Origin of the sequence: Alcanivorax xiamenensis (genome assembly GCF_009846745.1) — a bacterium.
Lineage (GTDB): Bacteria > Pseudomonadota > Gammaproteobacteria > Pseudomonadales > Alcanivoracaceae > Alloalcanivorax > Alloalcanivorax xiamenensis.
Map to the genome: position 1 here is coordinate 194833 of NZ_AQPF01000002.1, position 23383 is coordinate 218215.

General features: G+C 62.5%; 26 protein-coding genes and 1 tRNA gene. 15 read left to right on the forward strand and 12 right to left on the reverse strand.

All coding sequences use genetic code 11. The features are described 5' to 3' along the window. Positions 1–86 precede the first annotated feature (86 nt). The 7 genes from A6D6_RS02445 to pth all read left to right on the forward strand — a co-directional run bounded on the left by A6D6_RS02445 (position 87) and on the right by pth (position 5840). Positions 87–1808, forward strand: coding sequence for a tetratricopeptide repeat protein (locus A6D6_RS02445; RefSeq protein WP_159659821.1), 1722 nt, complete (start codon positions 87–89; stop codon positions 1806–1808). Further along, the gene (gene lolB / locus A6D6_RS02450; RefSeq protein ID WP_133492392.1) at positions 1805–2365 is read left to right on the forward strand and encodes a lipoprotein insertase outer membrane protein LolB; all 561 of its coding nucleotides are present in this window, start codon (positions 1805–1807) and stop codon (positions 2363–2365) included. The genes A6D6_RS02445 and lolB overlap by 4 nt, the downstream gene beginning before the upstream one ends. Further along, positions 2362–3243 carry a 4-(cytidine 5'-diphospho)-2-C-methyl-D-erythritol kinase gene (gene ispE / locus A6D6_RS02455; RefSeq protein ID WP_159659822.1) on the forward strand — a complete coding sequence of 294 codons (882 nt, stop codon included), beginning with the start codon at positions 2362–2364 and terminating at the stop codon, positions 3241–3243. Before lolB ends, ispE begins: the two co-directional genes overlap by 4 nt. A 12-nt stretch (positions 3244–3255) precedes the next feature. Further along, positions 3256–3331: transfer RNA gene (locus A6D6_RS02460), tRNA-Gln, on the forward strand. A gap of 51 nt (positions 3332–3382) precedes the next feature. Beyond that, positions 3383–4342, forward strand: a complete 960-nt coding sequence (locus A6D6_RS02465; RefSeq protein ID WP_133492390.1) for a ribose-phosphate pyrophosphokinase — start codon at positions 3383–3385, stop codon at positions 4340–4342. A gap of 209 nt (positions 4343–4551) precedes the next feature. After that, the gene (locus A6D6_RS02470) at positions 4552–5196 is read left to right on the forward strand and encodes a 50S ribosomal protein L25/general stress protein Ctc (RefSeq protein ID WP_133492389.1); all 645 of its coding nucleotides are present in this window, start codon (positions 4552–4554) and stop codon (positions 5194–5196) included. 59 nt (positions 5197–5255) lie between these two features. Further along, a complete protein-coding gene (gene pth, locus A6D6_RS02475; protein WP_133492388.1) occupies positions 5256–5840 on the forward strand; it encodes an aminoacyl-tRNA hydrolase in 585 nt (194 codons plus the stop codon). 12 nt (positions 5841–5852) lie between these two features. Here the strand turns inward: pth and A6D6_RS02480 are convergent, their stop codons facing one another. After that, positions 5853–6587: a glutathione S-transferase family protein gene (locus A6D6_RS02480; protein ID WP_236563950.1), complete on the reverse strand. Its 735-nt coding sequence runs from the start codon at positions 6585–6587 to the stop codon at positions 5853–5855. A gap of 166 nt (positions 6588–6753) precedes the next feature. On the opposite strand from A6D6_RS02480, the gene ychF reads away from it, so the two are divergent. After that, on the forward strand, positions 6754–7845 hold the full coding sequence (gene ychF / locus A6D6_RS02485; RefSeq protein ID WP_159659823.1) for a redox-regulated ATPase YchF: 1092 nt from the start codon (positions 6754–6756) through the stop codon (positions 7843–7845). A gap of 194 nt (positions 7846–8039) precedes the next feature. Next, positions 8040–8654, forward strand: a complete 615-nt coding sequence (locus A6D6_RS02490) for a nucleotidyltransferase family protein (protein WP_159659824.1) — start codon at positions 8040–8042, stop codon at positions 8652–8654. Between the two features lie 39 nt (positions 8655–8693). Here the strand turns inward: A6D6_RS02490 and A6D6_RS02495 are convergent, their stop codons facing one another. The 5 genes from A6D6_RS02495 to A6D6_RS02515 all read right to left on the reverse strand — a co-directional run bounded on the left by A6D6_RS02495 (position 8694) and on the right by A6D6_RS02515 (position 13736). Then, positions 8694–9617: an XdhC family protein gene (locus A6D6_RS02495; protein ID WP_159659825.1), complete on the reverse strand. Its 924-nt coding sequence runs from the start codon at positions 9615–9617 to the stop codon at positions 8694–8696. A gap of 44 nt (positions 9618–9661) precedes the next feature. Next, positions 9662–11953: a xanthine dehydrogenase family protein molybdopterin-binding subunit gene (locus tag A6D6_RS02500; protein ID WP_159659826.1), complete on the reverse strand. Its 2292-nt coding sequence runs from the start codon at positions 11951–11953 to the stop codon at positions 9662–9664. Beyond that, entirely contained in the window at positions 11953–12423 is a 471-nt protein-coding gene (locus tag A6D6_RS02505) for a (2Fe-2S)-binding protein (RefSeq protein ID WP_159659827.1), read from the reverse strand. Before A6D6_RS02505 ends, A6D6_RS02500 begins: the two co-directional genes overlap by 1 nt. A gap of 289 nt (positions 12424–12712) precedes the next feature. Further along, positions 12713–12931, reverse strand: a complete 219-nt coding sequence (locus tag A6D6_RS02510; protein WP_133492381.1) for a hypothetical protein — start codon at positions 12929–12931, stop codon at positions 12713–12715. 28 nt (positions 12932–12959) lie between these two features. Further along, positions 12960–13736: a DUF899 domain-containing protein gene (locus A6D6_RS02515; RefSeq protein ID WP_133492380.1), complete on the reverse strand. Its 777-nt coding sequence runs from the start codon at positions 13734–13736 to the stop codon at positions 12960–12962. Between the two features lie 88 nt (positions 13737–13824). Here A6D6_RS02515 and A6D6_RS21790 point away from each other — a divergent pair, with 88 nt between their 5' ends. Genes A6D6_RS21790 through A6D6_RS02525 form a run of 3 tightly spaced genes read left to right on the forward strand, consistent with a single transcriptional unit; the run spans position 13825 to position 15689 of the window. Further along, positions 13825–14355 carry a hypothetical protein gene (locus A6D6_RS21790; protein WP_236563952.1) on the forward strand — a complete coding sequence of 177 codons (531 nt, stop codon included), beginning with the start codon at positions 13825–13827 and terminating at the stop codon, positions 14353–14355. Positions 14356–14363: 8 nt separating this feature from the next. Continuing rightward, positions 14364–15023: a winged helix-turn-helix domain-containing protein gene (locus A6D6_RS21795; RefSeq protein ID WP_236563953.1), complete on the forward strand. Its 660-nt coding sequence runs from the start codon at positions 14364–14366 to the stop codon at positions 15021–15023. 36 nt (positions 15024–15059) lie between these two features. Beyond that, positions 15060–15689 carry a Vgb family protein gene (locus A6D6_RS02525; protein WP_159659828.1) on the forward strand — a complete coding sequence of 210 codons (630 nt, stop codon included), beginning with the start codon at positions 15060–15062 and terminating at the stop codon, positions 15687–15689. 101 nt (positions 15690–15790) lie between these two features. Here the strand turns inward: A6D6_RS02525 and A6D6_RS02530 are convergent, their stop codons facing one another. Further along, on the reverse strand, positions 15791–16657 hold the full coding sequence (locus tag A6D6_RS02530) for a DMT family transporter (protein ID WP_159659829.1): 867 nt from the start codon (positions 16655–16657) through the stop codon (positions 15791–15793). Positions 16658–17030: 373 nt separating this feature from the next. Next, positions 17031–17468: a PACE efflux transporter gene (locus tag A6D6_RS02535; protein WP_159659830.1), complete on the reverse strand. Its 438-nt coding sequence runs from the start codon at positions 17466–17468 to the stop codon at positions 17031–17033. 89 nt (positions 17469–17557) lie between these two features. On the opposite strand from A6D6_RS02535, the gene A6D6_RS02540 reads away from it, so the two are divergent. Next, the gene (locus tag A6D6_RS02540; RefSeq protein ID WP_159659831.1) at positions 17558–18436 is read left to right on the forward strand and encodes a LysR family transcriptional regulator; all 879 of its coding nucleotides are present in this window, start codon (positions 17558–17560) and stop codon (positions 18434–18436) included. A gap of 113 nt (positions 18437–18549) precedes the next feature. Here A6D6_RS02540 and A6D6_RS02545 read toward each other — a convergent pair whose 3' ends face one another. After that, on the reverse strand, positions 18550–19128 hold the full coding sequence (locus A6D6_RS02545) for a carboxymuconolactone decarboxylase family protein (protein WP_159659832.1): 579 nt from the start codon (positions 19126–19128) through the stop codon (positions 18550–18552). A 91-nt stretch (positions 19129–19219) separates the two neighbouring features. On the opposite strand from A6D6_RS02545, the gene A6D6_RS02550 reads away from it, so the two are divergent. After that, positions 19220–19546, forward strand: a complete 327-nt coding sequence (locus A6D6_RS02550) for a winged helix-turn-helix transcriptional regulator (RefSeq protein WP_159659833.1) — start codon at positions 19220–19222, stop codon at positions 19544–19546. Between the two features lie 229 nt (positions 19547–19775). Here the strand turns inward: A6D6_RS02550 and A6D6_RS02555 are convergent, their stop codons facing one another. The 3 genes from A6D6_RS02555 to A6D6_RS02565 are packed head-to-tail and all read right to left on the reverse strand — an operon-like array spanning position 19776 to position 22342. After that, a complete protein-coding gene (locus A6D6_RS02555; protein ID WP_159659834.1) occupies positions 19776–20723 on the reverse strand; it encodes a bile acid:sodium symporter family protein in 948 nt (315 codons plus the stop codon). A 51-nt stretch (positions 20724–20774) separates the two neighbouring features. After that, on the reverse strand, positions 20775–21545 hold the full coding sequence (gene cysE / locus A6D6_RS02560) for a serine O-acetyltransferase (protein WP_159659835.1): 771 nt from the start codon (positions 21543–21545) through the stop codon (positions 20775–20777). 29 nt (positions 21546–21574) lie between these two features. Continuing rightward, positions 21575–22342, reverse strand: coding sequence for an RNA methyltransferase (locus tag A6D6_RS02565; RefSeq protein WP_133492369.1), 768 nt, complete (start codon positions 22340–22342; stop codon positions 21575–21577). Between the two features lie 131 nt (positions 22343–22473). Between A6D6_RS02565 and suhB the strand changes: the two genes are divergently transcribed. After that, entirely contained in the window at positions 22474–23295 is an 822-nt protein-coding gene (gene suhB, locus A6D6_RS02570) for an inositol-1-monophosphatase (RefSeq protein WP_159659836.1), read from the forward strand. The last annotated feature ends 88 nt before the right edge of the window (positions 23296–23383 follow it).

The window sequence follows — 23383 nt, forward strand, 5'->3', positions numbered from 1 at the left end:
AGCGGGAGCCCCGTGGCGCGGCCCCTTGGGTGACGCAAATGTCTGTGCCATGATAGCCGCTCACCCGTGCCGTGACAGCGAGTTCGATGAAACCACGTTCGCCGTTTTATGCCGCGATCCCGCCACTGATCGCCAGTTTATTGCTTGGCGGTTGCGCCAGTCCGGCCCCCAAGGTCGAGGATCCCGCCACCGCCTCCGAGCCCACGCCCACCATTCCGCCAGTCAAGTACGATGGTACCGATATCGGTGACCTGTTGGTGGCGGAAGCCGCCGCCCAGCGTCAGGCGCTGGATCTGACCCTGGATTACTACGCCCCGGTGGCGGAGCGCACCGGCGATCCCAAGGTGATTGGCCAGGCCACCCAGTTGGCCGCCTACCTCGGCCACTTCGACCAGGCCCGGGCACTGTCCAACCAATGGCTGGCGCAGTCTCCTCGGGACCCCGACGCCCTGCGTCTGGCCGCGCTCGCCGACATCCACCTGGGGGACGGTGATGCCGCCGCCGATCATGTGGATCGATTGGTGGCCCATCACGGCACCGAAGCTCTCGTGCCTCTGGTAGCGGAGGCCCAGAATCTGGATCAGCAGGGCAACCGGGAATTGCTGCATGCACTGTCCAGCCTCGCCACCCGTTACCCGGAGCACGCTCCGCTGTGGTATGCACGGGCTCTGGACTTGCGTGAACAAGGCGATCTGGAAGGAGCCATGGAAGCCACCGACGAGACCCTCAAACGCAACCCGGATCACAACGAAGCTCTGCTGCTGAAAGCCCAGCTCTGGCATGACATGGGGAAGCAGAAACGCGCCCAGCGCCACCTGCGCAAGATGGTGAATAAGGCACCGGAGCAGCGCCGTTACCGCCTCGCCTATATTCGTGTGCTGCTGGCCGATGGCGAGCACGAACGCGCCGAGGAACAGCTGGAAATTCTCGCCGCTCAGGACCCCGACGATCTGGATCTGCAATATTCCCTGGCCCTGATGGCGCTGGAGTCCGGTGCCGCCGAGGTCGCGCAGGAGCGGCTCCAGGCCTTGCTCGATCAGGGCTACCGCCCGGATGAGGTGCGCATGCAGCTGGCTCAGGCGGCGGAGCAGCAGGGCGTGCCCAGCCAGGCCATCGACCTTTATATGCAGGTGCAGGGTCCTCAGACTCTGCCCGCCCGGGTCCAGGCGGTACGGCTGATGTACGAGCGCGGCCAGACCGCCAAGGGGCACGCCTTGATGACCAGTCTGATGCAACAGCACCCGGCCCATACCTCACTGCTGTACGTTACCGAGGCGGAGATCCGCACCGACATCGGTGACACTCCCGGGGCCATGGCCCTGTTGGATGAAGCGGTCAGCGAGCTACCCGACGACCCCGATCTGCTCTATGCCCGCGCCATGACCGCCACGCTGCTCAAGGACTGGGACCGGGCCACCGGCGATCTGCGCAAAGTGCTGGCCTTGCGCCCGGGCAATACCGATGCTCTTAACGCCCTGGGCTACACCTGGGCGGATATGGGGATCAATCTGGATCAGGCCCACGACATGATTCGCCAGGCTCTGGAGCAGGAGCCGGACCATCCCGCCATTCTCGACTCCATGGGCTGGGTGCTGTTCCGGTTGGGACGCCCCCAGCCAGCTCTGGACTATCTGCAGCGGGCCTACGCCCAGTATCCGGATGCCGAGGTCGCCGCTCATCTGGGTGAGGTATTGTGGAATCTGGGTCAGCGCGACGAAGCTCGCACGGTCTGGCGCGACGCCCTCGCCGACGACCCGGAAAGCGAGCTGCTGCGCGACACCCTGCAACGTCTGGGAGTGTCATTATGATGCGCATCGCCGCCCTGGCACTGGCCCTTTTTCTGGCCGCCTGTCAGCAGCAACCGGTGAGCACCGATTTCACCCGTCCCGACCAGATTCTGAAGTGGCGCATGTCCGGCAAACTGGGCTACCGCACCGACGCCGACGGCGGCTCCGCCACTTTTGACTGGCATCAGACGCCGCGCCAGGGCGAGATCCAGTTCTCCGGTCCCCTGGGTTTCGGCAGTGCCGAACTGCGCTGGGACCCGGGCCTGGCCCATCTGCGCACCGCCAAGGGGGAATGGCAGGCCCGCACTCCCGGAGAGCTGGCCTGGCACCTGACCGGATTCTGGCTGCCGGTCTCGGCACTGGAATACTGGAGTCGCGGCCTGGTCTGGCCGGGCGCCCCGGCGCGGAGTGACCGCGACCAGGCCGGCAATCTGACCACATTGAATCAGCTCGGCTGGCATCTGCAATTTGACCGCTATGAACCAGTCGGCCGGGTCACGCTGCCCCATCGCATCAAGGCGGAGCAGGACGGCAACCGGTTCACTCTGTTGATCCGCGACTGGCAACCGCTGCCATGACCCCCTTCGATCTACCGGCGCCGGCCAAGCTGAATCTCTTTTTGCATATCACTGGCCGCCGCCCGAACGGCTACCATGAGCTGCAAACCCTGTTCGTGATCCTGGACCATGGCGATCGCCTCTACTTTGAGCCGGGCGACGATCTCCACCTCCAATGTGACACCCCCGACTTGCCCATCGATGACGACAACCTGGTACTGCGGGCCGCCCGGCTTCTGCGCGAGCACACCGGATGCCGCCAGGGCGCGCGTCTGCGTTTGCAAAAACGGCTACCCGCCGGGGGCGGGGTCGGCGGCGGCTCTTCCGACGCCGCCACCGCTCTGTGCGGTCTGAACCTGCTTTGGGATCTGAACCTGGAAGAGTCGGAACTGATGGCTCTGGGGCTGAAGCTGGGTGCCGACGTCCCGGTATTCGTGGCCGGCCACAGCGCCTGGGCTGAAGGCGTCGGCGAACGCCTGACTCCGGTGTTCATGCCCGAAGAATGGTTTCTGGTGGTGCACCCCGGCATTGCCGTTCCGACCGCTCGAATTTTCGGCGACAAGGAATTGACAAGGCACACACCCCCCATTACAGTACCGGCCTCGCTGGACAGGGGCATCCTGGACAGTCTGCAAAATGACTGTGAAAGCGTGGCCAAACGGCACTTTCCGCCCATAGCGGAAGCCCTGGACTGGCTCCAGCGAGAAGCGGGCAACGCCCGCATGACCGGCACTGGCGCCTGCTGTTTCGCACGCCTTGCCGGTGAGCAAGCAGCCCGGCAATTACTGCCGAGGTTGCCACAGCACTGGACAGGTTTTGTGGCACGAAGCAAACAAATCTCCCCACTCCGGGAGGCACTGGCAACGCTTCGGGCCAGACAGAATTCAGGAACGTCCTGAGCAAGTTAGTGTTGGGGTATCGCCAAGTTGGTAAGGCAACGGGTTTTGATCCCGTCATTCCCAGGTTCGAGTCCTGGTACCCCAGCCATCTTTCCTGTAGTACTTCAAAACAGTACTTTCAACATCCTAGGGGACGCCAGTGTCCAAACTCGTCATCTTTTCCGGTAACGCCAACCCGGTTCTCGCCGAGGCCATGTCCCGGCATCTCAGCATTCCCCTGGGCGATGCCGAAGTCGGCACCTTCAGCGACGGCGAAGTCGCCGTGGACATCCAGGAGAATGTACGCGGCAAGGACGTGTTCATCGTCCAGTCCACCTGCAACCCCACCAATAACAACCTGATGGAAGTGCTGGTGATGGCGGATGCCCTGCGCCGCTCCTCCGCCGGCCGCATCACCGCCGTCATGCCCTACTTCGGCTATGCCCGTCAAGACCGCCGGGTTCGCTCCGCGCGGGTGCCCATCACCGCCAAGGTGGTGGCCGACATGATTACCGCGGTGGGTATCGACCGGGTGGTGACGGTGGACCTGCACGCCGACCAGATTCAAGGCTTCTTCGATATCCCGGTGGACAACGTCTACGCCACGCCTCTGTTCGTGGCCGATATCGAGCGCCAGAAGTATGACGACGCCATGGTGGTGAGCCCGGACGTGGGCGGCGTGGTCCGCGCCCGTGCCCTGGCCAAGCAGCTCAATGACCTGGATCTGGCGATCATCGACAAGCGCCGCCCGAAAGCCAACGAATCCCAGGTCATGCACATCATCGGTGAAGTCGAGGGCCGCACCTGTATCCTGGTGGACGATATCGTCGACACCGCCGGCACCCTGTGCAAAGCCGCCCAGGCCCTGAAAGACCACGGAGCCGCCAAGGTCTACGCCTACTGTACCCACGCGGTACTCTCCGGCCCGGCCATCGACAACATCCGCAACAGCCCGCTGGATCAGCTGGTGGTCACCGACAGCATCCCGCTGTCCCTGGAAGGCGAAGCCTGCCCCAACATCCGCGTCCTCAGCCTGGCACCGATTCTGGCTGAAACGGTACGCCGGGTGAACAACGAGGAATCCCTGTCCGCCATGTTCGACCGCCTCGAGCTGGTGTAACGCCGGACGCCTGACGCTGGATGCCTGACGCTTTCCAAAACCCCGCCTCGGCGGGCTTTTTGCTTTTCGTCCGGCGTCCGGCGTCTAGCGTCTAGCGTTCTTTTCCGGCATAATCCGCCCCCTTCCGGCCTGGTTGCCGGTTCCATTCGATTGATCCCTCCCGGTGCGCCTGGTCGCGGGGCGCCGTGGAGCTTTACCGGAGAATACTCATGAGCAATGAGTTTGTACTGAACGCTGAAGCACGCAGCGACAAGGGGAAAGGTGCGAGCCGCCGCCTGCGTCGTCTGCAAGACCGGGTTCCCGCCGTTCTCTACGGTGGTACCGACGAGCCCGCCATGCTGTCCCTGGAAATGCGTGAGCTGCGCAAAGCCCTGGAAAACGAAGCCTTCTACAGCCACGTGCTGACCCTGAAACTGGAAGGCAAGGAGCACCAGGCGGTACTGCGTGATCTGCAGCGCCATCCGTCCAGCGGCTTCCCGATCCACGCCGACTTCCTGCGCGTGGACACCAGCCATGCCATCACCATGACCGTTCCGCTGCACTTCATTAACGAAGAAACCAGCGTGGGCGTGAAGAAGGAAGGCGGTGAGGTCCACCACAACATCTCCGAGGTTCAGGTCAGCTGTCTGCCGCAGGACCTGCCGGAATTCATCGAAGTGGACATGGCCGATGTTGCCCTTGAGCAAGTGGTTCACCTGTCCGACCTGGTACTACCGAAAGGCGTGACCCTGGTCGAGCTGAGCCACGGCGAAAGCCACGACCAGCCGGTTGCCGCGGTGCACAAGCCGAAAGTGCGTGGCGGTGGCGACGACGCCGAGGAAGGTGGCGAAGCGGAAGGCGAAGGCCAGGAATAATTGGCCCGAGACGAAACGGGGGCCTCGGCCCCCGTTTTTTATGACTTCAGGATAGCGACATGGCACCGGTCCGACTGATTGTCGGCCTCGGTAACCCGGGGCAGGAGTACGAGCAGACCCGCCACAATGCCGGCATCTGGTATGTGGACGCGCTGGCCCGTGCTCACGGGGTTCACCTCAACGAGGAAAAGAAGTACTTCGGTGTCACCGGGACGTTCACCTTCGAAGGCGAAACCATCCGCTTGCTGGTGCCCACCACTTTTATGAACCGCAGTGGCCAGTCCACCGCTGCTCTGGCCAACTTCTTCAAGATTCCCACCGAGGAAATTCTGGTCGCCCATGACGAGCTGGATCTGCCACCCGGCACCGCCCGGTTCAAGCAAGGCGGCGGGCACGGAGGCCATAATGGCCTCAAGGACATCATCAGCCGCCACGGCAACAACCGGAACTTTTACCGGCTGCGCATCGGCATCGGCCACCCGGGCAGCGCCCAACTGGTCACACCCCATGTGCTCAACAAACCGTCCACCGCCGACCGTACGCTCATCGAACATGCCATCGACGAAGCGGTGCGTTATACCCCCGATTTGCTGCGCGGCGACCTTAACACCGCCATGAACCACCTGAACGGCTTTCGCGCCTGACCGCCACGCCTTCTACCGGTCACTCAGGTAACGCTCCTTCACCCATTGCCCGGCGGGCCGTTCGCGGTTGGCCTGGAATTGCTGCTGGACCGGCTCCGGCAAACTGGCGATCTCAATCCCTTCCCAAGGGGTGCCGGCAATCCCCATCATCGGCGCCAGCAGACTGGCGGCGGTAATGTCCGCCAGCGTCAGGCTTTCTCCCACCAGGTAATCGCCCCCGTTCCGGGCTAACAGATTCTCCACCAGCGTCAGCCCTTCCTCGACCCGTTCGCTGGCATAAACCACCGATTTCGGCTCGATGGCGTACTTGCGACGGATCACCTGACGCAGGGGCGACGCCAGCAACCGCGTCAACCAAGGGGCCATTGCCGCCGGCGACAGCAACAGTTCCATGGTTTCCGGGCGATCCAGCACCTGTCCGTACATCCAGGTCCGTAAATGAACCCCCAGGCGGTCGAACTGTTGCTCCAGTTCAATGACCCGATGACGCAAGGCCGGCGCCTCGGGAATCAGGGAACGCTCGGGATAGTACTTCTCCAGGTAATAGGCAATTCTGGTCGAGTCCCCCACCCTGCGCTCACCGTCACGCAGCACCGGCACGGTACCGATCCGGGCCAGCCAGCGCGTTCGCGGCCAGTGCGCTCCGGGCAGCAGGTCGCGGGTCTCGTACGCCAGCCCCTTGTGCTCCAATTGCCAACGGCTCTTCTCGCAGTAATGGGAAATGGGAAACTGGTAAAGGATACGCATGATCATCGGACTCTTGGTTTTCTGACCAGCCAGTCTAGCCGCGCCCCGGCGCCGTCATATCGGCGCCAGCGCCTGTTCGCCACGGCTCCCTGGCAACCCCGCCATGGCGGTCGCTTTTTGCCGGCGGCTTGAGTAGCATTGCGCCCTCGAACGTGGAGGTATGGTTATGGGTATTCAGTGCGGCATCGTGGGACTCCCCAACGTGGGCAAGTCCACTCTTTTCAACGCCTTGACCAAGGCGGGCATCGACGCCGAGAACTTCCCTTTCTGCACCATTGAGCCGAACACCGGCGTGGTGCCCATCCCCGACCCACGGCAGGACAAGCTGGCCGCCATCGTCAACCCGGAGCGGGTGCTGCCGGCCACCATGGAATTCGTCGATATCGCCGGTCTGGTGGCCGGCGCTTCCAAAGGCGAGGGCCTGGGCAACCAGTTCCTGGCCAACATTCGCGAAACCGACGCCATCGCTCATGTGGTGCGCTGTTTCGATGACGAGAACGTGATCCACGTGGCCGGCAAGGTGTCCCCCCTGGACGACATCGCCGTCATCAACACCGAACTGGCGCTGGCCGATCTGGACACCGTGGAACGCGCCCATCAGCGCGCCACCAAGGCCGCCAAGGGCCAGAACAAGGAAGCCCAGGCGCTGTTACCGGTGTTGGACAAAGTGCTGCCGTTACTGAACGAAGGCGAACCGGCCCGGGCCGCCGAACTGAGTGACGACGAACGCAAACAACTGCGCAGCCTCAACCTGCTCACCCTCAAACCCACCATGTACATCGCCAACGTGGACGAGGACGGCTTCGACAACAACCCGCTGCTGGGCGCGGTACGGGAACTGGCGGAAAAGGAAAACGCTTCGGTGGTGCCGATCTGCGCCAAGATCGAAGCGGAAATCGCCGAGCTGGACGACGATGAAAAAGCCGACTTCCTGGCTGACCTGGGCATGGAAGAGCCTGGCCTGAACCGGGTGATCCGCGCCGGCTACAATCTGCTCGGTCTGCACACCTACTTCACCGCCGGCAAAAAAGAAGTGCGCGCCTGGACCGTCAAGATCGGCGCCACCGCCCCGCAAGCCGCTGGCGTCATCCACACCGACTTCGAGAAAGGCTTTATTCGCGCCGAGGTCACCGCCTACGACGATTACGTCGCCTACAACGGCGAACAGGGCGCCAAGGACGCCGGCAAATGGCGCCTGGAAGGCAAGGAGTACGTGGTCAAGGACGGCGACGTGGTGCACTTCCGCTTCAACGTCTGATCCCGCTTGCCCCTCGCCCCAGGCGACCAGGGCCAACCCGCCCGTCAGGCGGAAACCGGCCCCACCGGTTTCCGCCCATGAACCTTTCAGCCCACCTTCAATCCGATAGCAGCCAGCTTACGGATAGACGCCGTTTCACTTTCAATGGGACGGCGCCATACTGCCTTTCCTGAATACGGATAAGAGGGCTATCGGTGCCAGGCAGGAAGATCACGGTCGCTGGTTTGTTGCTCGCCGCCGGTGAGGCCCGCCGCATGGGATCACACCATAAATTGCTGGCCGAATTCGACGGCTGTCCGCTGGTAAGACGATCAGCGCAAACCTTGTTGTCGTCCCGCCTTTGCCCGGTCATCGCGGTCACCGGACATCAGCACTCACAAGTCGAGTCGGCACTGCGTGAACTCGAGGTGGAACCGCAATTCAATCCCGCCCATGGCACCGGCATCGGCAGTTCCCTGGCTTGCGGGTTTGCTCATCCGGCGATCATGAAAACCGGCGGCACTCTGGTGATGCTGGCCGACATGCCGGCGATCACCCCGGATCATGTCCACCGGCTGGTCCAGGCATTTCGCCAGCACGGCGGTAACGTGATCGTGCGCGCAAGCTGCGACGGGCAACGCGGCAATCCCGTCATCATTCCCGAGGCCCTTTACAACGACATGCGGCAGCTGTCTGGCGATACCGGAGCTCGATCATTGATCGAGCGGTCGGAGTTGCCGGTCCTCGACGTGGAAACCGGCCCGGCCGCGCTTCTTGATGTGGACACGCCAGAAGCGGTCATCCGGGCGGGCGGCGTGCTGAAAATCTGACACCCCGCCAGCACCGGGCACGATCCACCTTACCGGGATTCAGACAAAGGTCACCAAGCGCGTCGCGGCGACATCGGCGAGCACCGAAATGGCCAGGGACGACGCCTCTCGCGCCGGCCCGAACAGGCCAATCGGCGCCTTGATCCGGGCCACGTCCTCATCACTGAAACCGAGGCCGTGCAAACGTTCGATGCGTTTACGGTGGGTTCGGGTACTGCCCAGGGCGCCGAGATAAAAGCCCGGAGCGTTCAGCGCCTTTTCCAGGAACGGCAGTTCCACATCCAGATCGTGATGCAGAAGCACAATGGCGCTATGGGCATCAGCCACCCCGTCCAACCCTTCCCTGGCCCGCGACGGGTCGAGAACGACGGCATCGTAGCCCGAGCATTCCGCCAGCAGGGCGACGCGTTCCGCTTCAATGCCGCCCCCGGATATCACCACCCGCGTCACCGGACGATAGACCGACACAAAGGTGTCATCGCGCCACCCCGCCTGTTCCGGTGACGCGACGCACCTCAACGTTTGCTGTTGCGGAGAGTAAGCCAGCCCGGCCGGACCGCGCTTGTCGAGACACGCGATAACCTGATCGATGGCGTCGATGTCTCTGAGTACATGAATGGCGACGGTGATGCCGCCTCCGCAGGGCAGCACGATGTCAAAAAATGGCGAGCCCTCGCCGTAGAGCACGGAGCGATCACGGCCCTCGGCCAGCGCGAGAAGCGCCTCGGCGGCGACGGCCGCTTCCACACAGCCGCCGGAAACAAAGCCGGCGAATTCGCCCTCCTCGGTGACCACGACCTGCGAGCCGAGCGAGCGCGCCGCCCCTCCTCTTATGTCAACGAGCATGGCGATCGCCACACCGCCTCCGCGGAAGCTGGCCCGCGCGAATTTCAGCAGTTCGAGCGGGTCATCGGTCCGCAGCGTTCGGACCGGCGATGCGTGAACCCAATGGTGTTCCTTCAAGACCGACTCCGAAACAGATCAATCCGCGATCCGACTTGCCACATTCAGGTCACCGTCCCCACCGGCAAGCTGCGCACGCGCTTACCGGTGGCGGCGAAGATGGCATTGCACAGGGCCGGAGCCACCGGTGGCACCGGCGGCTCGCCCACGCCGCCCGGCGGCAAATCATGGTCATCGTTGAGCAAATGAGTACGTATCACCCGCGGCGAGGCGTTGTGGCGCAGCACCTGGTAGTCGTGGAAATTGCTCTGTTTTACACGCCCTTTCTCGAAGGTAATCTCGCTGGTGAGGGCCAGACTCAACCCCATGACCGCGCCGCCTTCCATCTGGGCACGAATGCGCTCGGGGTTGATCTGTGGGCCACAGTCCATGGCCATGTCCACCGCCAGCACCCGGACCGCGCCCTTCTCGTCCACGGCCACCTCGACCACGGTGGCGGTGTAGCTCATGAAGCTGTAACAGAAGGCCAGGCCCAGACCATGCCCCTTGGGAAGCTCCCGCCCCCATTTGGCGCCTTGGCAGGCGGCCTCGATGACGCCACGCAAACGGCCCGTGTCGTAAGGATAGCGTTCCGGTGACTCGGTGTAGTTCCAGGTGTCAGCCATGTCGCCGGGATCGATGCGGCGTGGCGGACCAATCAGATCGAGCGCGAACTGCCGGTGGTCCTTGCCGGCGCGGTGCGCCAGTTCGGCGATGAAACATTGCGCCGCGAAAGCATGAGGAATGTTGGCCACCGACCGGAACCAGCCGATGCGCGCGTGGGCGGCGACCTCCGCGGTTTCGACCCGTACATTCGGAATCCGGTAAGGCATGTTGATGGCCGACATGGCCGACTCGAAAAGCTGCTGCCCCTTGGCGCCCTCGGCGAACAACGAGGCAATAGTGGGGGCGGCGCTGCGATGCAGCCAGGACTGAACCTTTCCGGCCTGGTCGATGACTGCTTCCAGCCGTTCCGCCGAAACGGTGTGCAGGTAGTCGTGGTGGATGTCGTCTTCGCGGGTCCATACCAGCTTGACCGGCGTCCCTTCGGGCATGGCCCGGGCAACGATGGCCGCTTCGTCAACATAATCCGGTTTGGATTTCCGGCCGAAGCCGCCGCCCAGCAGCAGCACGTTGACCTTGACGTCCTCGGGTTTGAGTTTCAGTCGTGCCGCGACCGCCTGTTGCGCCGCCGCCGGATTCTGCACCGAGGTCCAGACCTCGGCGCGCCCCTCCTTGATCAGCACCGTGGCTACCGGCGGTTCCATCGACGCATGCGCCAAATGCGGGATGTAGTAGTCAGCGGCGAACCGCTCCGTCTCGGCGGCGTCGTTCCACACGCTCACGGCATCACCGTTATCACGAATGGTTTTACCCGTTGCACGCAAGGCCTGCGCCAGTGTCTCGCGGAAGTCGGCGGAGTGGTAGCCACCGTTGGGGCCGTCGTCCCACTCTATCTCCAGAGCTTCGCGGCCCTTGATCGCGGCCCAGGTGTTGCGCGCCACCACGGCGACACCGCCCAGCGGCTGGAATGCCGGCGCCCCCTGGAAAGCGGGAATCTCCACCACCTTCACGACACCGGGCACGGCCAGAGCTTTCTCACTGTCGAAACGGCGCGGCTTGCCGCCCACCACGGGCGGGCGCGCCACCACGGCGTAAACCATGCCAGGCAGACGCATATCCATGCCATAGGTGGCCTGGCCCTTGCCAATGGCCTCCAGGTCGACCAGGCGCACCTGGTCCTTACCTATGTAACGATAGTCGTCACGCGTCTTGAGTTTGAGCTGCTCCGTTCCGGGCACCGGTTGCCGGGCCGCGTCGGCCGCCAGCTCACCATAGCCCAGACGTCGCCCGGAGCTTTGGTGAATCACCTCATGCCGCACCGCCCTGACCTCGGACACCGGCACCGACCAGTGGACGGCGGCCGCCGCTTCCAACATCTGTCGGGCCGCCGCGCCCACACGTCGCATCGGCATCAGAAAATGGCGCATGCTACGCGAGCCGTCCACATTCTGGTTGCCATAACGGGCCTCGTTGGCTTCCGCTTGCACCACCCGCACGCGATCCCAGTCGGCCTCCATTTCATCGGCCACCACCATGGGCAGACTGGTACGCACGCCGGTTCCCATTTCGGCACGATGCGCCACTATGGTGACCGTGCCGTCCTCGGCGATGGACACGAAAACCAGAGGATCGTCCACCGTACCGCCCGGCATGGAGTCGGCACCGTATTTCTTGGCATCCGCATCCGCGGCTCTGGCGATGGTAACCAGCCCCCCCGAGGTCACCGCCAACGTCAATGCCCCCAGGCTGCCCTGGAGGAAACGGCGCCGGGAAAGTTGTAAGGTCGTCGACATTATTCGCCTCCTTGCGCCAGACGGCCCGCCGCCTGCTTGATCGCGGCACGAATACGCGGGTAGGTGCCACAACGGCAAATATTGCCGCCCATGGCGCCATCAATCTGCTCTTCCGTGGGCGCCGGCGTCTTCTTAAGCAACCCCACCGCCGTCATGATCTGCCCGGCCTGGCAATAGCCACACTGGGCCACGTTGTGCTCAACCCAGGCCTGCTGCACTACCTGGCCGACACGGTCGGATGCCATACCCTCAATGGTCGAAATTTCACGCCCCGACGCCGCGGAAGCCGGTGTGACGCATGAACGAATGGGGGCGCCATCAAGGTGCACGGTGCAGGCACCACATAACGCCATGCCACAACCGAATTTTGTACCGGTCATACCGAGTTCATCGCGCAACACCCACAACAGGGGCATCTCCTCGGCAACCTCAACGTCCCTGGTTTTGCCATTGATTTTCAGTTGCGTCATGACGAACTCCTTCGCGTTGCAAATTGGCGTGGCAGCCCCTGAATAAGGGCCTGAGTTCATACCGCAAATCAAGAGCCGTGCAAAAAAACACGCATCCGGCCACTACGGTTCCATGGCTTGTTTGCGACATTCGTCACCGAATGATGTTTATCAACATCCGACAAAAAGCAATGTCAGGTCAATACCGCACTGTTGCCTGTTCCTGCCGGAATGATCCCGCCGTGGAGCGATGCCGGATCAAGTCCGGCATGCCGTTTTCAGACTTTTGGTTTGAACCCACTTCATGCCGTCACCAACGAGACAACCGGTCCAGCCAGGGCGCCGAGTGCAGCACGCCCATCAGAACATACATCGCCGCCATTCCCGTCAACCAGGACAAGTCATGCGCCGAATGATGAGAGCCGGCCAGCCCGGTCATCAATGCCATCATGATACACAGAGGGGTGGCCGCGAAGGCGAGAAAGCCGGCCACACCGGAAGTGGGCCGCCTTTCAGCTCCATTATTCATCGCTGTTTCTCCCATGCCAGCCGGTTATCTACACAGGCTCATAGGCGTCACGGTGCCGCCACCAGACACCACCGCTTTCGTTGCGCCCTTTGGGAGCCCGGTCAAGCCATTGGTAAGCTCCCCAAAGGCCATCGAGGCCGCGGGCGTAAGTGGAGTAGGTGTGATAGACCACGCCGTCTTCGAGTATAAAGGCGCTCATGCCCGGCCGATCCCGTTCAAAGGTCGGTGCATCCACGCCACACATAGCCGCGAACGTGGCTTCCGCTTCCTCGCCGCCACCTTCCTTATTCGCGCGCCAGGGCCGTTCCGGTTCGCGATGGAAGTTATATTCAATGCCTTCGCTTTGTTGCTGTTTGGTGTACGAGGCGGAAAAGTCGAAATTGAAATCGCTGTGTTGCGAAGAGGCCCAGGAAAAATCCCAACCCATACGCTGCTTGAAAGAGCACAGCTTCTGTAATGGTGCCCGGGAGACGGCCCACAACATGACATCGTGCCGCGCCAAATGCGTGACGAAACCATTGAAGCCATCAGCGATCATCGAACAGGATGGACACCCCGCCTTCCAATCGGGGCCGAACATGAAATGGTAGATCAGCAGTTGGGATCGCCCCTCGAACAGATCGGCCAGGGAAGCATTGCCCCTATCGGTTTCAAACACATAGCTCTTGTCCACCGGCACCCAAGGCAGAGCCTGCCGCCGCCGTGCCAACTCATCGCCGCGCCGTGTCAGTTCCTTTTCCTCCCGCAACAGTTGTAACCGCGCCTTCAACCATTCTTCATGGGTTCCAATAACGTGGCTTGTCATGATGATGCCCTCCAAGTGATTGTTGGTCATGGGCTATGCTAGGTATCAACCAGCGGGCAGTGTGAGTAACAAAGATGGCGGGATTCCGATGGATTCATTGATCACGGCGGCGGCTCGTGCTCTCGCGGCGGGCGATCCGCTGGCCGCGCTCAACCAGGTCGCCCTGCGTGATGACGCCGCCGCGCTGGCCATGCGCGGCATTGCGCTGGCGCAACTCGGGGACTTGACTCGGGCCGGTGCTCTGCTGAAAGACGCGGCTCGGGCCTTCGGAAAAAAAGAGGCTCTGGCTCGGGCCCGCTGCATCGTCGCCCAAGCCGAGGTCGCGCTGGCGTCACGCGATCTGGGTTGGTCCGAGCAGCCTCTTGAGTTGGCAAGATCAACGCTGGAAAAGCACGGCGAGCGGATCAACGCCGCCCATGCCCGACATATCCGAATCCGGCGCCAACTGCTGCTTGGCCGTCTTGACGACGCGGAGCTGGGACTGTCCGGAATCGACGCCTCGTTCTACCCTCCTCCCTTACAAGCCGCCCATGAATTGGTGATCGCCGGCATCGCCCTGCGTCGTCTGCGAACACGGCGGGCCCGAAGGCGGCACGCCAAAGCGGCATTCCAGCTCTGATCGCGGAGGTGGAACAGGTCGCGATCACGCTGACGGTGCCAGCGGCGCGATTGATTCATGCAGGCCGGCAACGAACTCTACTGCTGGAGGAAGTGGAAACGCTGTTCGCTTCCGACACGCTGATCGTGGATGAATGCCGGCATCTGGTCCGTCGCGGTCGCATCACGGTTCCGCTCATGGGACGCCCGGTACTGCTCGCGCTGGCCCGCATGCTGGCCGAGGCCTGGCCGCAAGACGTATCCAGAGACGCCCTCATTGAAAGGGTATTCCGAACCCGCTTCGCCGACGATTCCCACCGCGCCCGGCTGCGGGTGGAAATCGGGCGCCTGCGTCAGCACCTGCGAGGCCACGTCGGCATAAAAGCAACCCGCCGGGGTTTCACCCTGGCTCCCGGGCCCGGCATGGAGGTGGCCGTGCTCGCCCCTCCGGTGGACGGAAAACACGCCGCCATGCTGGCCCTGCTTGCCGACGGCGAGGCCTGGTCCAGTTCGGCTCTGGCGCTGGCATTGGGCGCCAGTCAACGTACCGTGCAAAGAGCGTTGGAATCGCTGGCTCGGGCGGAAAAGGTGCAATGTTTTGGTCAAGGCCGCGCTCGCCGCTGGCTGCTTCCTCCGATTCCCGGATTCACGACAACCTTGTTACTCCCTGCCCCGCTGCCGGGTGGTTAGGATGAAAACACCTAGAGCAGCAACGAGGACAACCTCATGAAGACATCAGCAGCCGATCTGCTCCGTGAATACGGACCTTTCCCCGACATCGACGCCGTCCACGGCGTGTCCTTCGACGGCCGGCACGTCTGGCTTGCCACCGGGGAGACGCTCACCTCCTTGGATCCCGAGAGCGCTGAAACCGTGCGCTCATTGAACGTCCCCGCGGATGCGGGAACCGCTTTCGACGGGCAATATTTATTTCAGATCAGCGGCGACCGGATACAGAAGATCGACCCGCGAAGTGGCACGGTCATCGCCACACTCCCCGCGCCCGAAGGCGGCAACTCGGGTCTCGCCTGGGGCGAAGGCGTACTCTGGGTTGGACAGCATCGCAGTCGCAAGATCCATCAGGTCGACCCGGACACCGGGGCGATTCTCCGTACTCTTGAGTCCAACCGCTTCGTCACCGGAGTAACCTGGGCGGAAGGCGAGTTGTGGCACGGCACCTGGGAAAACGATGAAAGTGAACTACGACGTATCGACGCCACCAGCGGAGAACTTCTGGAGCGCATTGAGATGCCGGCCGGAATGGGCGTATCAGGGCTCGAATCCGATGGCCGGGAGCGTTTCTTCTGTGGTGGCGGTGGCAGCGGAAAGCTGCGAGCCGTACGCCGCCCTGAATGACGCAAGCGAACCAACAATATAAGAGGGAAGCGCCCGGCATAAACCGCCGGGACCGCTTCCCTCCATTCTTCTTTTTTTGGGATTATGGCTTTCTCACCTTGCTACTCGGTAGGCACCCGCTCCCGCCGGCCATGCACCACCGCCAGCCCGGCCAGGATCGCGATCATCCCGGCCAACGACATGACCGACAGAGCGTTGCCAAACACCAGGTAATCCAGCACTACCGTCACCACTGGAACCAGATAGAACAGGCTGGTCACATTGACCAGATTACCGGAGCGAATCATTCGATAAAGCAGCAACTGCGCCGCCACCGAGACGCCCAGCCCCATCCAGACCACCGGCACCAGGAACCCCACACTCCATTGCCAATGAAAAGGCTGGAACGGGATCAGCAACGCGCATAACACGAGAGTCACCGCGTACTGTAATGGCAGCACCTCACTCGGCGGCAGCGCGATACGTTTCTGCCAAAGCGCGCCCACGGTGACACAAAGCAAGGCACCCAGGGCAAACGCCATACCAGTCCAGGACAACCTGGCCAACACCAGACTCTGGTAGACCACCAGAGTCAGCCCCAGCAAAGCCAGCAGCAGCCCAGCCAGACGCCACGGAGAAAAACGCCGCTCGGTGAGAACCAGAGTAAGGATCGGCTGAGCCCCCAGCACCGTGGCCAATAGTCCCGGTGTGACCTCATACTCCAAAGCCAGGAAGTAACACAGGGTATAAAAACCAATCAGCAACAAGCCGACGCCAGCCACGGGCAGACGCTGTCCTCGAGGAGGCAGCAAGCGCCCACCCCGGATCAGCAGCAAGACGCCCAGCGCCAGAGCAAAACGCAGGATCAAGAGGGCAAGAACCGAGCCGTGGTCCAACCCCCAACGAGTAACGATGGCGGCACTGCCCCACAGCAACACGAATGTGGCCATGGCGCCCTGGGCCGCCCAGAAGTTATTTTCCGTTTTCATGAAACACTCATCCATCAAATACGAACGGACCCCGACCTGGCGGCCGCGAGAACAAAAGACGGCGAAGCCGTTAAAACAGATCGGGGAGAGAAATCAGCGGTATCAGCCGCGAACGACTTGGCGTACTACGGCGACGGATGTCCGCGCCACCGCGGCGAACAAGAAAACCGGAGGGGACATGCCATGATCACGCACGCGGTCGCCGGGGAGGCGGACAACGACAGCAACCAAGCACGCGACGACATTCATGAGGGATAGATCCGTTCGTTCAGGATTAGACGGCGTCCATGTTAATACGGGAGCCGCTCATGCACCAGCATGATGCATGAGCGCTCCCGCCAGCCTGACCTGTGCGACAACCAGTGGACCACTGTCAAATTGCCGGTTGGGCCATCGGTGCCACCGGAAACACCCGGTCATAAGCCCAGTTGAAACCGAAGGCATAGAACAAATAGAACACCACCATGGCCAGGTCCATCATCAGCGCCTGCATCAAACCGATCCCCAGATACCAGGCCACCATCGGCAGCAGCATTACCAGCAAGCCCCCCTCGAACAGCAGCGCATGCCCTACCCGCATGCGCAGGGTCTTCCTGGTATGGCCCAGCCAACGGAACATGGCGTGGTCGAATCCCAGGTTGAATACGAAATTCCACACGGTGGCGATGGTGGCACCGGCCACTCCCAACACGCCCATGTGGGCAGCCGGCAACTGGAATAGGTAAGCGCCGACCGGGATCATGATGGCCAACCCGATGACCTCGAACAAAACCGCGTGACGAACCCGGTCCTGAGCCGTACGCAATGCCATGATGGAGCACTCCTTGATGATTTGACGTGCGTCTAATCTATCGCCAAGATCGCATTAATAAAGTTAGCAACCATCTAATATTCAGATAGATGAGTGTTTCTCTAGACCAGTTACAGGCCTTCGTCGTCGCCGCCGAGACCGGTTCGTTCTCCGCCGCCGCCCGGCGACTGCGCAAGGCCCAATCCGCCGTCAGCACCCAGATCTCCAACCTGGAAGAGGACCTGGGGCTGGCGTTGTTCAGCCGCGCCGGGCGCAGCCCCACCCTGACCCCGGCCGGGGAACGGTTGCTGCTGGAGGCCCGGGTGATCCTCGACCGGCGCGAACACCTGATCGGCGTGGCCCGCAGCTTCGAAGCCCATGTGGAACAGCGGCTGGTGGTGGCGATTGACGAGATTTATCCGGAACAGGCCATGGCCGAGGTGTTCGCCGAATTCGCCCGGCACTTCCCCCACGTGGAACTGGAGCTGCTGTTCCCGATGATGGAGGACGTCAGCCGTCTGGTGCTGACCGGCCAGGCCGACATCGGTGTGATGTGGCGTCAGGAAATCCTGCCCACCGAGTTGGGCTTCCAAACCCTTGGCTGGGTGCCGATCAAAATGGTCTGCGGTAACCAACACCCATTAGCCAACGTACGGGTGGACTGGGAGGATCTGAAACGCCATCGCCAGATTCTGGTGGCCGCGCGCAACGACGGCCCCGAGAAACAGCGTTTACGAGTGGCACCGGAAGTGTGGTGGGTGGAAAGCCACTGGGTGATCCTGCAACTGGTGCGTCAGGGTATCGGCTGGGCCTTTGTCTCCAGCCATGTGATCAAGGCGTCACCGGTGGCGGCGGATCTGGCGATCCCGGAACTGCAGTTCGACGATTTTGATCTGCCGGTGGCGGTGGAGCTGGTCTGGCACAAACAGCGCCCCTGTGGTCCAGCGGCCAAATGGCTGCGGGAACGCTTCGCCGCCATCCGAATCTGAGGCCGTTTTTCTTCAGCGAAACACCAGCTCCGTTCTCACCATAGAAATAGAATCCACCACTGTCTGCGTATCACTCTCCTCAACCGGCCCGCTTCCGGCATGGTGAAAGAGAGTCAGGCCGGCGCGTCGGCTTCACCGGCATCGGGAAAACGCCGCGCCCAGGGCTCCGGCGCCAGTCGGGCGGTGTTAGCGATGAAACTGACGGTGGAATAGAACCCGCACAAAGCCAGCACTTCCAACTGCTGCCCGGTTTCCCAATGCCGGACAAACAACGAGTGCGCCTCCTCACTCAAGTTGCCATCGTCATGCAGTTCATCAACCACCCGGATCAAGGCTTGTTGCTGTTCGGTCCAGCATGGTGCTTCCGCGGTCCCGTGCCGAGTGGCAACCAATTGTGCGTCATCCAGCCCCGCCGCCTTGGCGAACACCTTGGCGTGCACTCCCCATTCGTACTCGCATCCGTGATGCGCCGTGGTACGCAGAATGACGATTTCTCTGTCCCGCAACGGCAGGGGGCTGGCCTCGTCCAGCAACCCCGCCGCGCCGAGTTTGCGTAACAGACGGGGACTGCGGGCGAAGACCCGGAACAGACTCAACACCTCACCCTCCCGTTGTGGGTAATACTTGTCCAGAATCGCTTGCGTCTCGGCATCGAAGGGCGGCCCCGAAAGGGGCTTCAAGTCGTGTGTCATTGTCGTCTCCCGGTCGCTACAATATGTGTAGCACATCTTCAGTCTCTGCTACTTCTTATGTAGCGGTCAAGTTATTCGACAAGGAATCACCATGGCCAGGAAGACCGTCAGCCAACCCGTCCGGGGATCGACCTCCGGCCGCCCGATCATGGTATTGCTGGATATTCTCGGGCAACGCTGGACGCTCCGTATTTTGTGGGAACTGCGGGATGCCCCCCTGTCCTTCAGAGCCTTGCGTCAACGCTGCGACCAGGTGTCACCCACGGTCCTGAATGATCGATTGAAAACCCTGCGCGAGCTGGATCTGGTTCAACGGGAAGACGGAACCGGTTATCGTCTCAGTCAGGCCGGGGAGGAACTGGAGAGCACGCTGCTGGCGCTCAACCGCTGGGCCGAACAGCACTGGGCCGGGCACTGAGCCCCCTCTGCTTTGCCCCATCCGGCACCGGAAGGAAGCCTTCGTTGAAGGTTGGACCGTTGTACTGTTCAGTCGCCTGCTGGGCGCCCTGATCGGCCTGCCATTCGCCGTGCCGACGCTGACGTCGCCCGATTGGCCGCAATGGGGATTGTTCGTGGGCCTGGTTGGTCCTCGGCCAACCCCTGGGGCTTCACCATTTGCTTGGTGCCCCACTGATGCTGGCCGGGGTTTATCTGACGTTGCCACGGGCCTCTTCGCCGGCCTGAGTGGCTTTGGCGGACTCCTCCCGGCGCCGCCAATACCAGGCCAGCACGGCGCCAGAGAGGTTGTGCCAGACGCTGAACAAGGCGCCGGGCAAGGCGGCCATGGCGGTGAAGTGTTTTACCGCCAGCGCCACGCCGAGACCGGAATTCTGCATGCCCACCTCAATGGCGAGGGTGCGGGCGCGACGCGGGTCGAAGCGGAACAGCCGGGCAACACCATAGCCGGCGGCCAGACCAATGCTGTTGTGCAGCACCACCGCCAGCATCACGAGAACGCCACCACTGGCGATCCGGGACTGGTTCAGAGCCACGATGATACCGATCACCAGAACAATGGCGGCCACGGAAATCAAGGGGAAGGCATCACGCACCCGGTCCAGTCGGGCGCCCAGGAAAGAGTTGATCAGAGTGCCGCCGATCACTGGCAATAAAACGATCTTCACCAGGGACGCCAGCATCGCCGCCACCGGCACGGGCAAGGTTTCGCCCAGGTACAGCCAGACCAAAGCCGGTGTGGCCAACACCGCCACCAGGGTGGAGACCGCGGTCATGGCGATGGAGAGCGCCACATCAGCGCGGGCCAGATAGCAAATCACGTTGGAAGCGGTGCCGCCGGGACAGGCGCCGACGATCACCAGACCGACCATCACCTCCGTGGGCAACGCCAGGATCTTGGCCACCAGCAACGCGGCCAGCGGCATGACCAAGTATTGAAGAACCACGCCCAGGCCAATCACCCCGGGCGCCTTGAACACGCGCAGAAAGTCATCCCAGGTCAGCGTCAGTCCCATACCGAACATGATCACCATCAGCAACGGCACGATCCAGTCGGACAGCGCCGCCAGCGGCGCCGGCATGAAATAGGCAAAGATGGAAAACAAAATCGCCCACAGCGGAAACAGTCTCGCGATCATGCCCTGCCCTCGTTTCTGATGTTGTTATTCTGGGTAACGCCACGCCGGGAGTCAGTCAGTGCCCTCGCGCGCCTTGATCGACGCGAAATCCTCGTCGTTCAATTCCGGCAGTTGCTCGTCGCAGCCCTGAATCCCCTGGCGCCGCAGGTTCTCGCAAACCCGGTCCAGCTTGCCGTCCACCGCGTGCATATGATCCAGCAGCGTGCCAATGGCTTCCGCCACCGGGTCGGGCATGTCGTTGCTGACGCCATAAGCCTGGAAGCCGATTTTCTCCGCCATTTCCCGGCGGTTACGCTCCTGCTCATTAGCCGGCTGGCGAATCACCCGGCCGGGAATACCGATCACCGTGGCCCCCTCCGGCACCTCTTTGGTGACCACCGAGTTGGAACCGATCTTGGCGTTCTTGTGCACAATGAAAGGGCCCAGCACCTTGGCACCGGCACCGACCACCACGCCGTCTTCCAGAGTCGGGTGGCGCTTGCCCTTGTTCCAGCTGGTGCCCCCCAGGGTGACGCCGTGATAGAGCGTGACGTCGTCGCCGATTTCCGCGGTTTCGCCAATCACCACCCCCATGCCGTGATCGATGAAGAAGCGCCGGCCAATGCGCGCTCCGGGATGAATCTCGATGCCGGTCAGCCAGCGGCTGAAAGTGGAGATCAACCGAGCGAGCAGTTTCAGACCACGCCGCCAGCACCAGTGCGCCAGCCGATGGAACAAGACGGCGTGCAGCCCCGGATAATTCAGCAATACCTCAAGGGTGTTACGCGCCGCCGGGTCACGGTGAAAGACGGATTGGATGTCCTCTTTGATCTGCTCGAACATAGTTACCTCTGAGAGCCTGTTTGCCTGCTCTATGAGCGGTCATCCAGGGCCTTCTCAATGGCCACCAGGGTGCCGCGCAGGATATTGATTTCCATTCTGTCGGGGCGTGCGCGCAGGAACAATCGCCGCATGCGGGTCATCACCTGGGCCGGTTTCTCCGGGTCCAGGAAGTCACTGCGCACCATGATCCGCTCCAGATGATCGAGGAAGTGCTGGACCGCGTCGTTGCTGGCCGCCGGCTCGTCCCAGTACATCCGGGGTGGCGTCATGGTGGCGCGATTGGCCCGCGCAGCCTTCGGCACGGTGTCGTCGTCAGCCAGTACCAAACGCAGTTCATAGGCAATCAACTGCACCGCCGACGCCACGTTCAGCACACCATACTCCGGGTTGGTGGGCACGGAAACATGCAGGTTACAGCGGTGCAGTTCTTCGTTGGTCAGGCCACGATCCTCACGCCCGAACAGCACCGCGATACGAGCATCGGCGGGCTCCTGTTCCAGTTGCTGGCCAAGCTCACGTGGCGTCAGGCAGGGCCAGGGGATACGGCGGCGGCGGGCACTGGTGCCCACCACCAGAGTGGCGCCTTCCAGGGCTTCGTCCAGGCTCTCGCAAACCCGGGCCGCGGCGAGAATGTCACCAGCGCCGGAGGCACGGGACGTGGCTTCGGCACTGGGGTAGATCTTGGGCGTCACCAGGCGCAGGTCGCTCAGCCCCATGGTCTTCATGGCACGGGCCGCCGCGCCGATATTGCCCGGGTGGGTGGTCCCCACCATCACCACGCGCACGTTATCTAACATGATGTATCCAGATCACGGGAAAGAAGGGAGTTTAACAGATTCTCACCTGCCCACGGTCCTCCGCCTCTGCTAAACTTCGCGGCAACACGGCCGTTGGCCGAATCGCTCTTTTAAACCGACAGGATACCGGCATGCACGCGCCGCAAGTGAACATTGCTCTGCGAGCCGCCCGCCAGGCGGGCAATCTGATCCGCCGCGCGGCGGAGAACAACGATCCCCTGACCGTGGATCAAAAGGGCATGAACGACTTCGTCACCCAGGTGGACCGGGCGGCGGAAGCTCGCATCATCGAGGTGATTCGCAAAGCCTATCCGCAACACGGCATCCTCGCCGAAGAAGGCGGCGAAATCGCCGGCACCGGTGAAGGTGTCGATTATCAATGGATCATTGATCCTCTGGACGGCACCACCAACTTCATCCACGATTTTCCGCAATATTGCGTTTCCATTGCCCTGGCCATCAAAGGCCGGGTCGAGCACGCGGTGGTCTACGATCCGCTGCGGGACGAGGAATTCACCGCCAGCCGCGGTCGCGGCGCGGCCCTCAACGGCCGCCGCATCCGGGTCAGCAAGCGCGCCGGCCTGTCCGGCGCCCTGATCGGCACCGGCTTTCCGTTCCGCGCCGACCAGGTCCAGCATCTGGACGCTTATCTCGGCATGTTCAAGTCCATCGCCGAATCCGCCGCCGGCCTGCGCCGTCCCGGCTCCGCCGCCCTTGATCTGGCCTGGGTCGCCGCCGGACGCATGGACGGTTTCTTCGAGATCGGCCTGGCGCCCTGGGATATGGCCGCGGGCACGCTGCTGATCACCGAAGCCGGCGGCCTGGTGGGCGATCTCGCCGGCGGCCACGGACACCTGGACTTCGGCCATGTGGTGGCCGGAGCACCCAAGGTCTTCAAGGGCCTGCTGCAAAAAATCCAGCCTCATCTCACCGCCGCTCTACGCCGCCAGTAAGTCCTTGGCGGACCCGCTCCCAACGGGGCCGCCACCTACCTGTTTTTCTCGATCACGCCGATTTGTAAATCCGATTTACCGGGGGATG

Excerpts from the sequence above, each read along its gene's own strand:
- suhB (WP_159659836.1), top strand. The coding sequence starts at position 22,474 with ATGCACGCGCCGCAAGTGAACATTGCTCTGCGAGCCGCCCGCCAGGCG.
- A6D6_RS02540 (WP_159659831.1), top strand. The coding sequence starts at position 17,558 with ATGAGTGTTTCTCTAGACCAGTTACAGGCCTTCGTCGTCGCCGCCGAG.
- A6D6_RS02545 (WP_159659832.1), bottom strand. The coding sequence starts at position 19,128 with ATGACACACGACTTGAAGCCCCTTTCGGGGCCGCCCTTCGATGCCGAG.
- A6D6_RS02470 (WP_133492389.1), top strand. The coding sequence starts at position 4,552 with ATGAGCAATGAGTTTGTACTGAACGCTGAAGCACGCAGCGACAAGGGG.
- A6D6_RS02565 (WP_133492369.1), bottom strand. The coding sequence starts at position 22,342 with ATGTTAGATAACGTGCGCGTGGTGATGGTGGGGACCACCCACCCGGGC.
- lolB (WP_133492392.1), top strand. The coding sequence starts at position 1,805 with ATGATGCGCATCGCCGCCCTGGCACTGGCCCTTTTTCTGGCCGCCTGT.
- A6D6_RS02525 (WP_159659828.1), top strand. The coding sequence starts at position 15,060 with ATGAAGACATCAGCAGCCGATCTGCTCCGTGAATACGGACCTTTCCCC.
- ispE (WP_159659822.1), top strand. The coding sequence starts at position 2,362 with ATGACCCCCTTCGATCTACCGGCGCCGGCCAAGCTGAATCTCTTTTTG.
- A6D6_RS02505 (WP_159659827.1), bottom strand. The coding sequence starts at position 12,423 with ATGACGCAACTGAAAATCAATGGCAAAACCAGGGACGTTGAGGTTGCC.
- A6D6_RS02550 (WP_159659833.1), top strand. The coding sequence starts at position 19,220 with ATGGCCAGGAAGACCGTCAGCCAACCCGTCCGGGGATCGACCTCCGGC.
- A6D6_RS21790 (WP_236563952.1), top strand. The coding sequence starts at position 13,825 with ATGGATTCATTGATCACGGCGGCGGCTCGTGCTCTCGCGGCGGGCGAT.
- pth (WP_133492388.1), top strand. The coding sequence starts at position 5,256 with ATGGCACCGGTCCGACTGATTGTCGGCCTCGGTAACCCGGGGCAGGAG.
- A6D6_RS02515 (WP_133492380.1), bottom strand. The coding sequence starts at position 13,736 with ATGACAAGCCACGTTATTGGAACCCATGAAGAATGGTTGAAGGCGCGG.
- A6D6_RS02480 (WP_236563950.1), bottom strand. The coding sequence starts at position 6,587 with ATGCGTATCCTTTACCAGTTTCCCATTTCCCATTACTGCGAGAAGAGC.
- A6D6_RS02510 (WP_133492381.1), bottom strand. The coding sequence starts at position 12,931 with ATGAATAATGGAGCTGAAAGGCGGCCCACTTCCGGTGTGGCCGGCTTT.
- ychF (WP_159659823.1), top strand. The coding sequence starts at position 6,754 with ATGGGTATTCAGTGCGGCATCGTGGGACTCCCCAACGTGGGCAAGTCC.
- A6D6_RS02555 (WP_159659834.1), bottom strand. The coding sequence starts at position 20,723 with ATGATCGCGAGACTGTTTCCGCTGTGGGCGATTTTGTTTTCCATCTTT.
- cysE (WP_159659835.1), bottom strand. The coding sequence starts at position 21,545 with ATGTTCGAGCAGATCAAAGAGGACATCCAATCCGTCTTTCACCGTGAC.
- A6D6_RS02530 (WP_159659829.1), bottom strand. The coding sequence starts at position 16,657 with ATGAAAACGGAAAATAACTTCTGGGCGGCCCAGGGCGCCATGGCCACA.
- A6D6_RS02445 (WP_159659821.1), top strand. The coding sequence starts at position 87 with ATGAAACCACGTTCGCCGTTTTATGCCGCGATCCCGCCACTGATCGCC.
- A6D6_RS02535 (WP_159659830.1), bottom strand. The coding sequence starts at position 17,468 with ATGGCATTGCGTACGGCTCAGGACCGGGTTCGTCACGCGGTTTTGTTC.
- A6D6_RS02500 (WP_159659826.1), bottom strand. The coding sequence starts at position 11,953 with ATGTCGACGACCTTACAACTTTCCCGGCGCCGTTTCCTCCAGGGCAGC.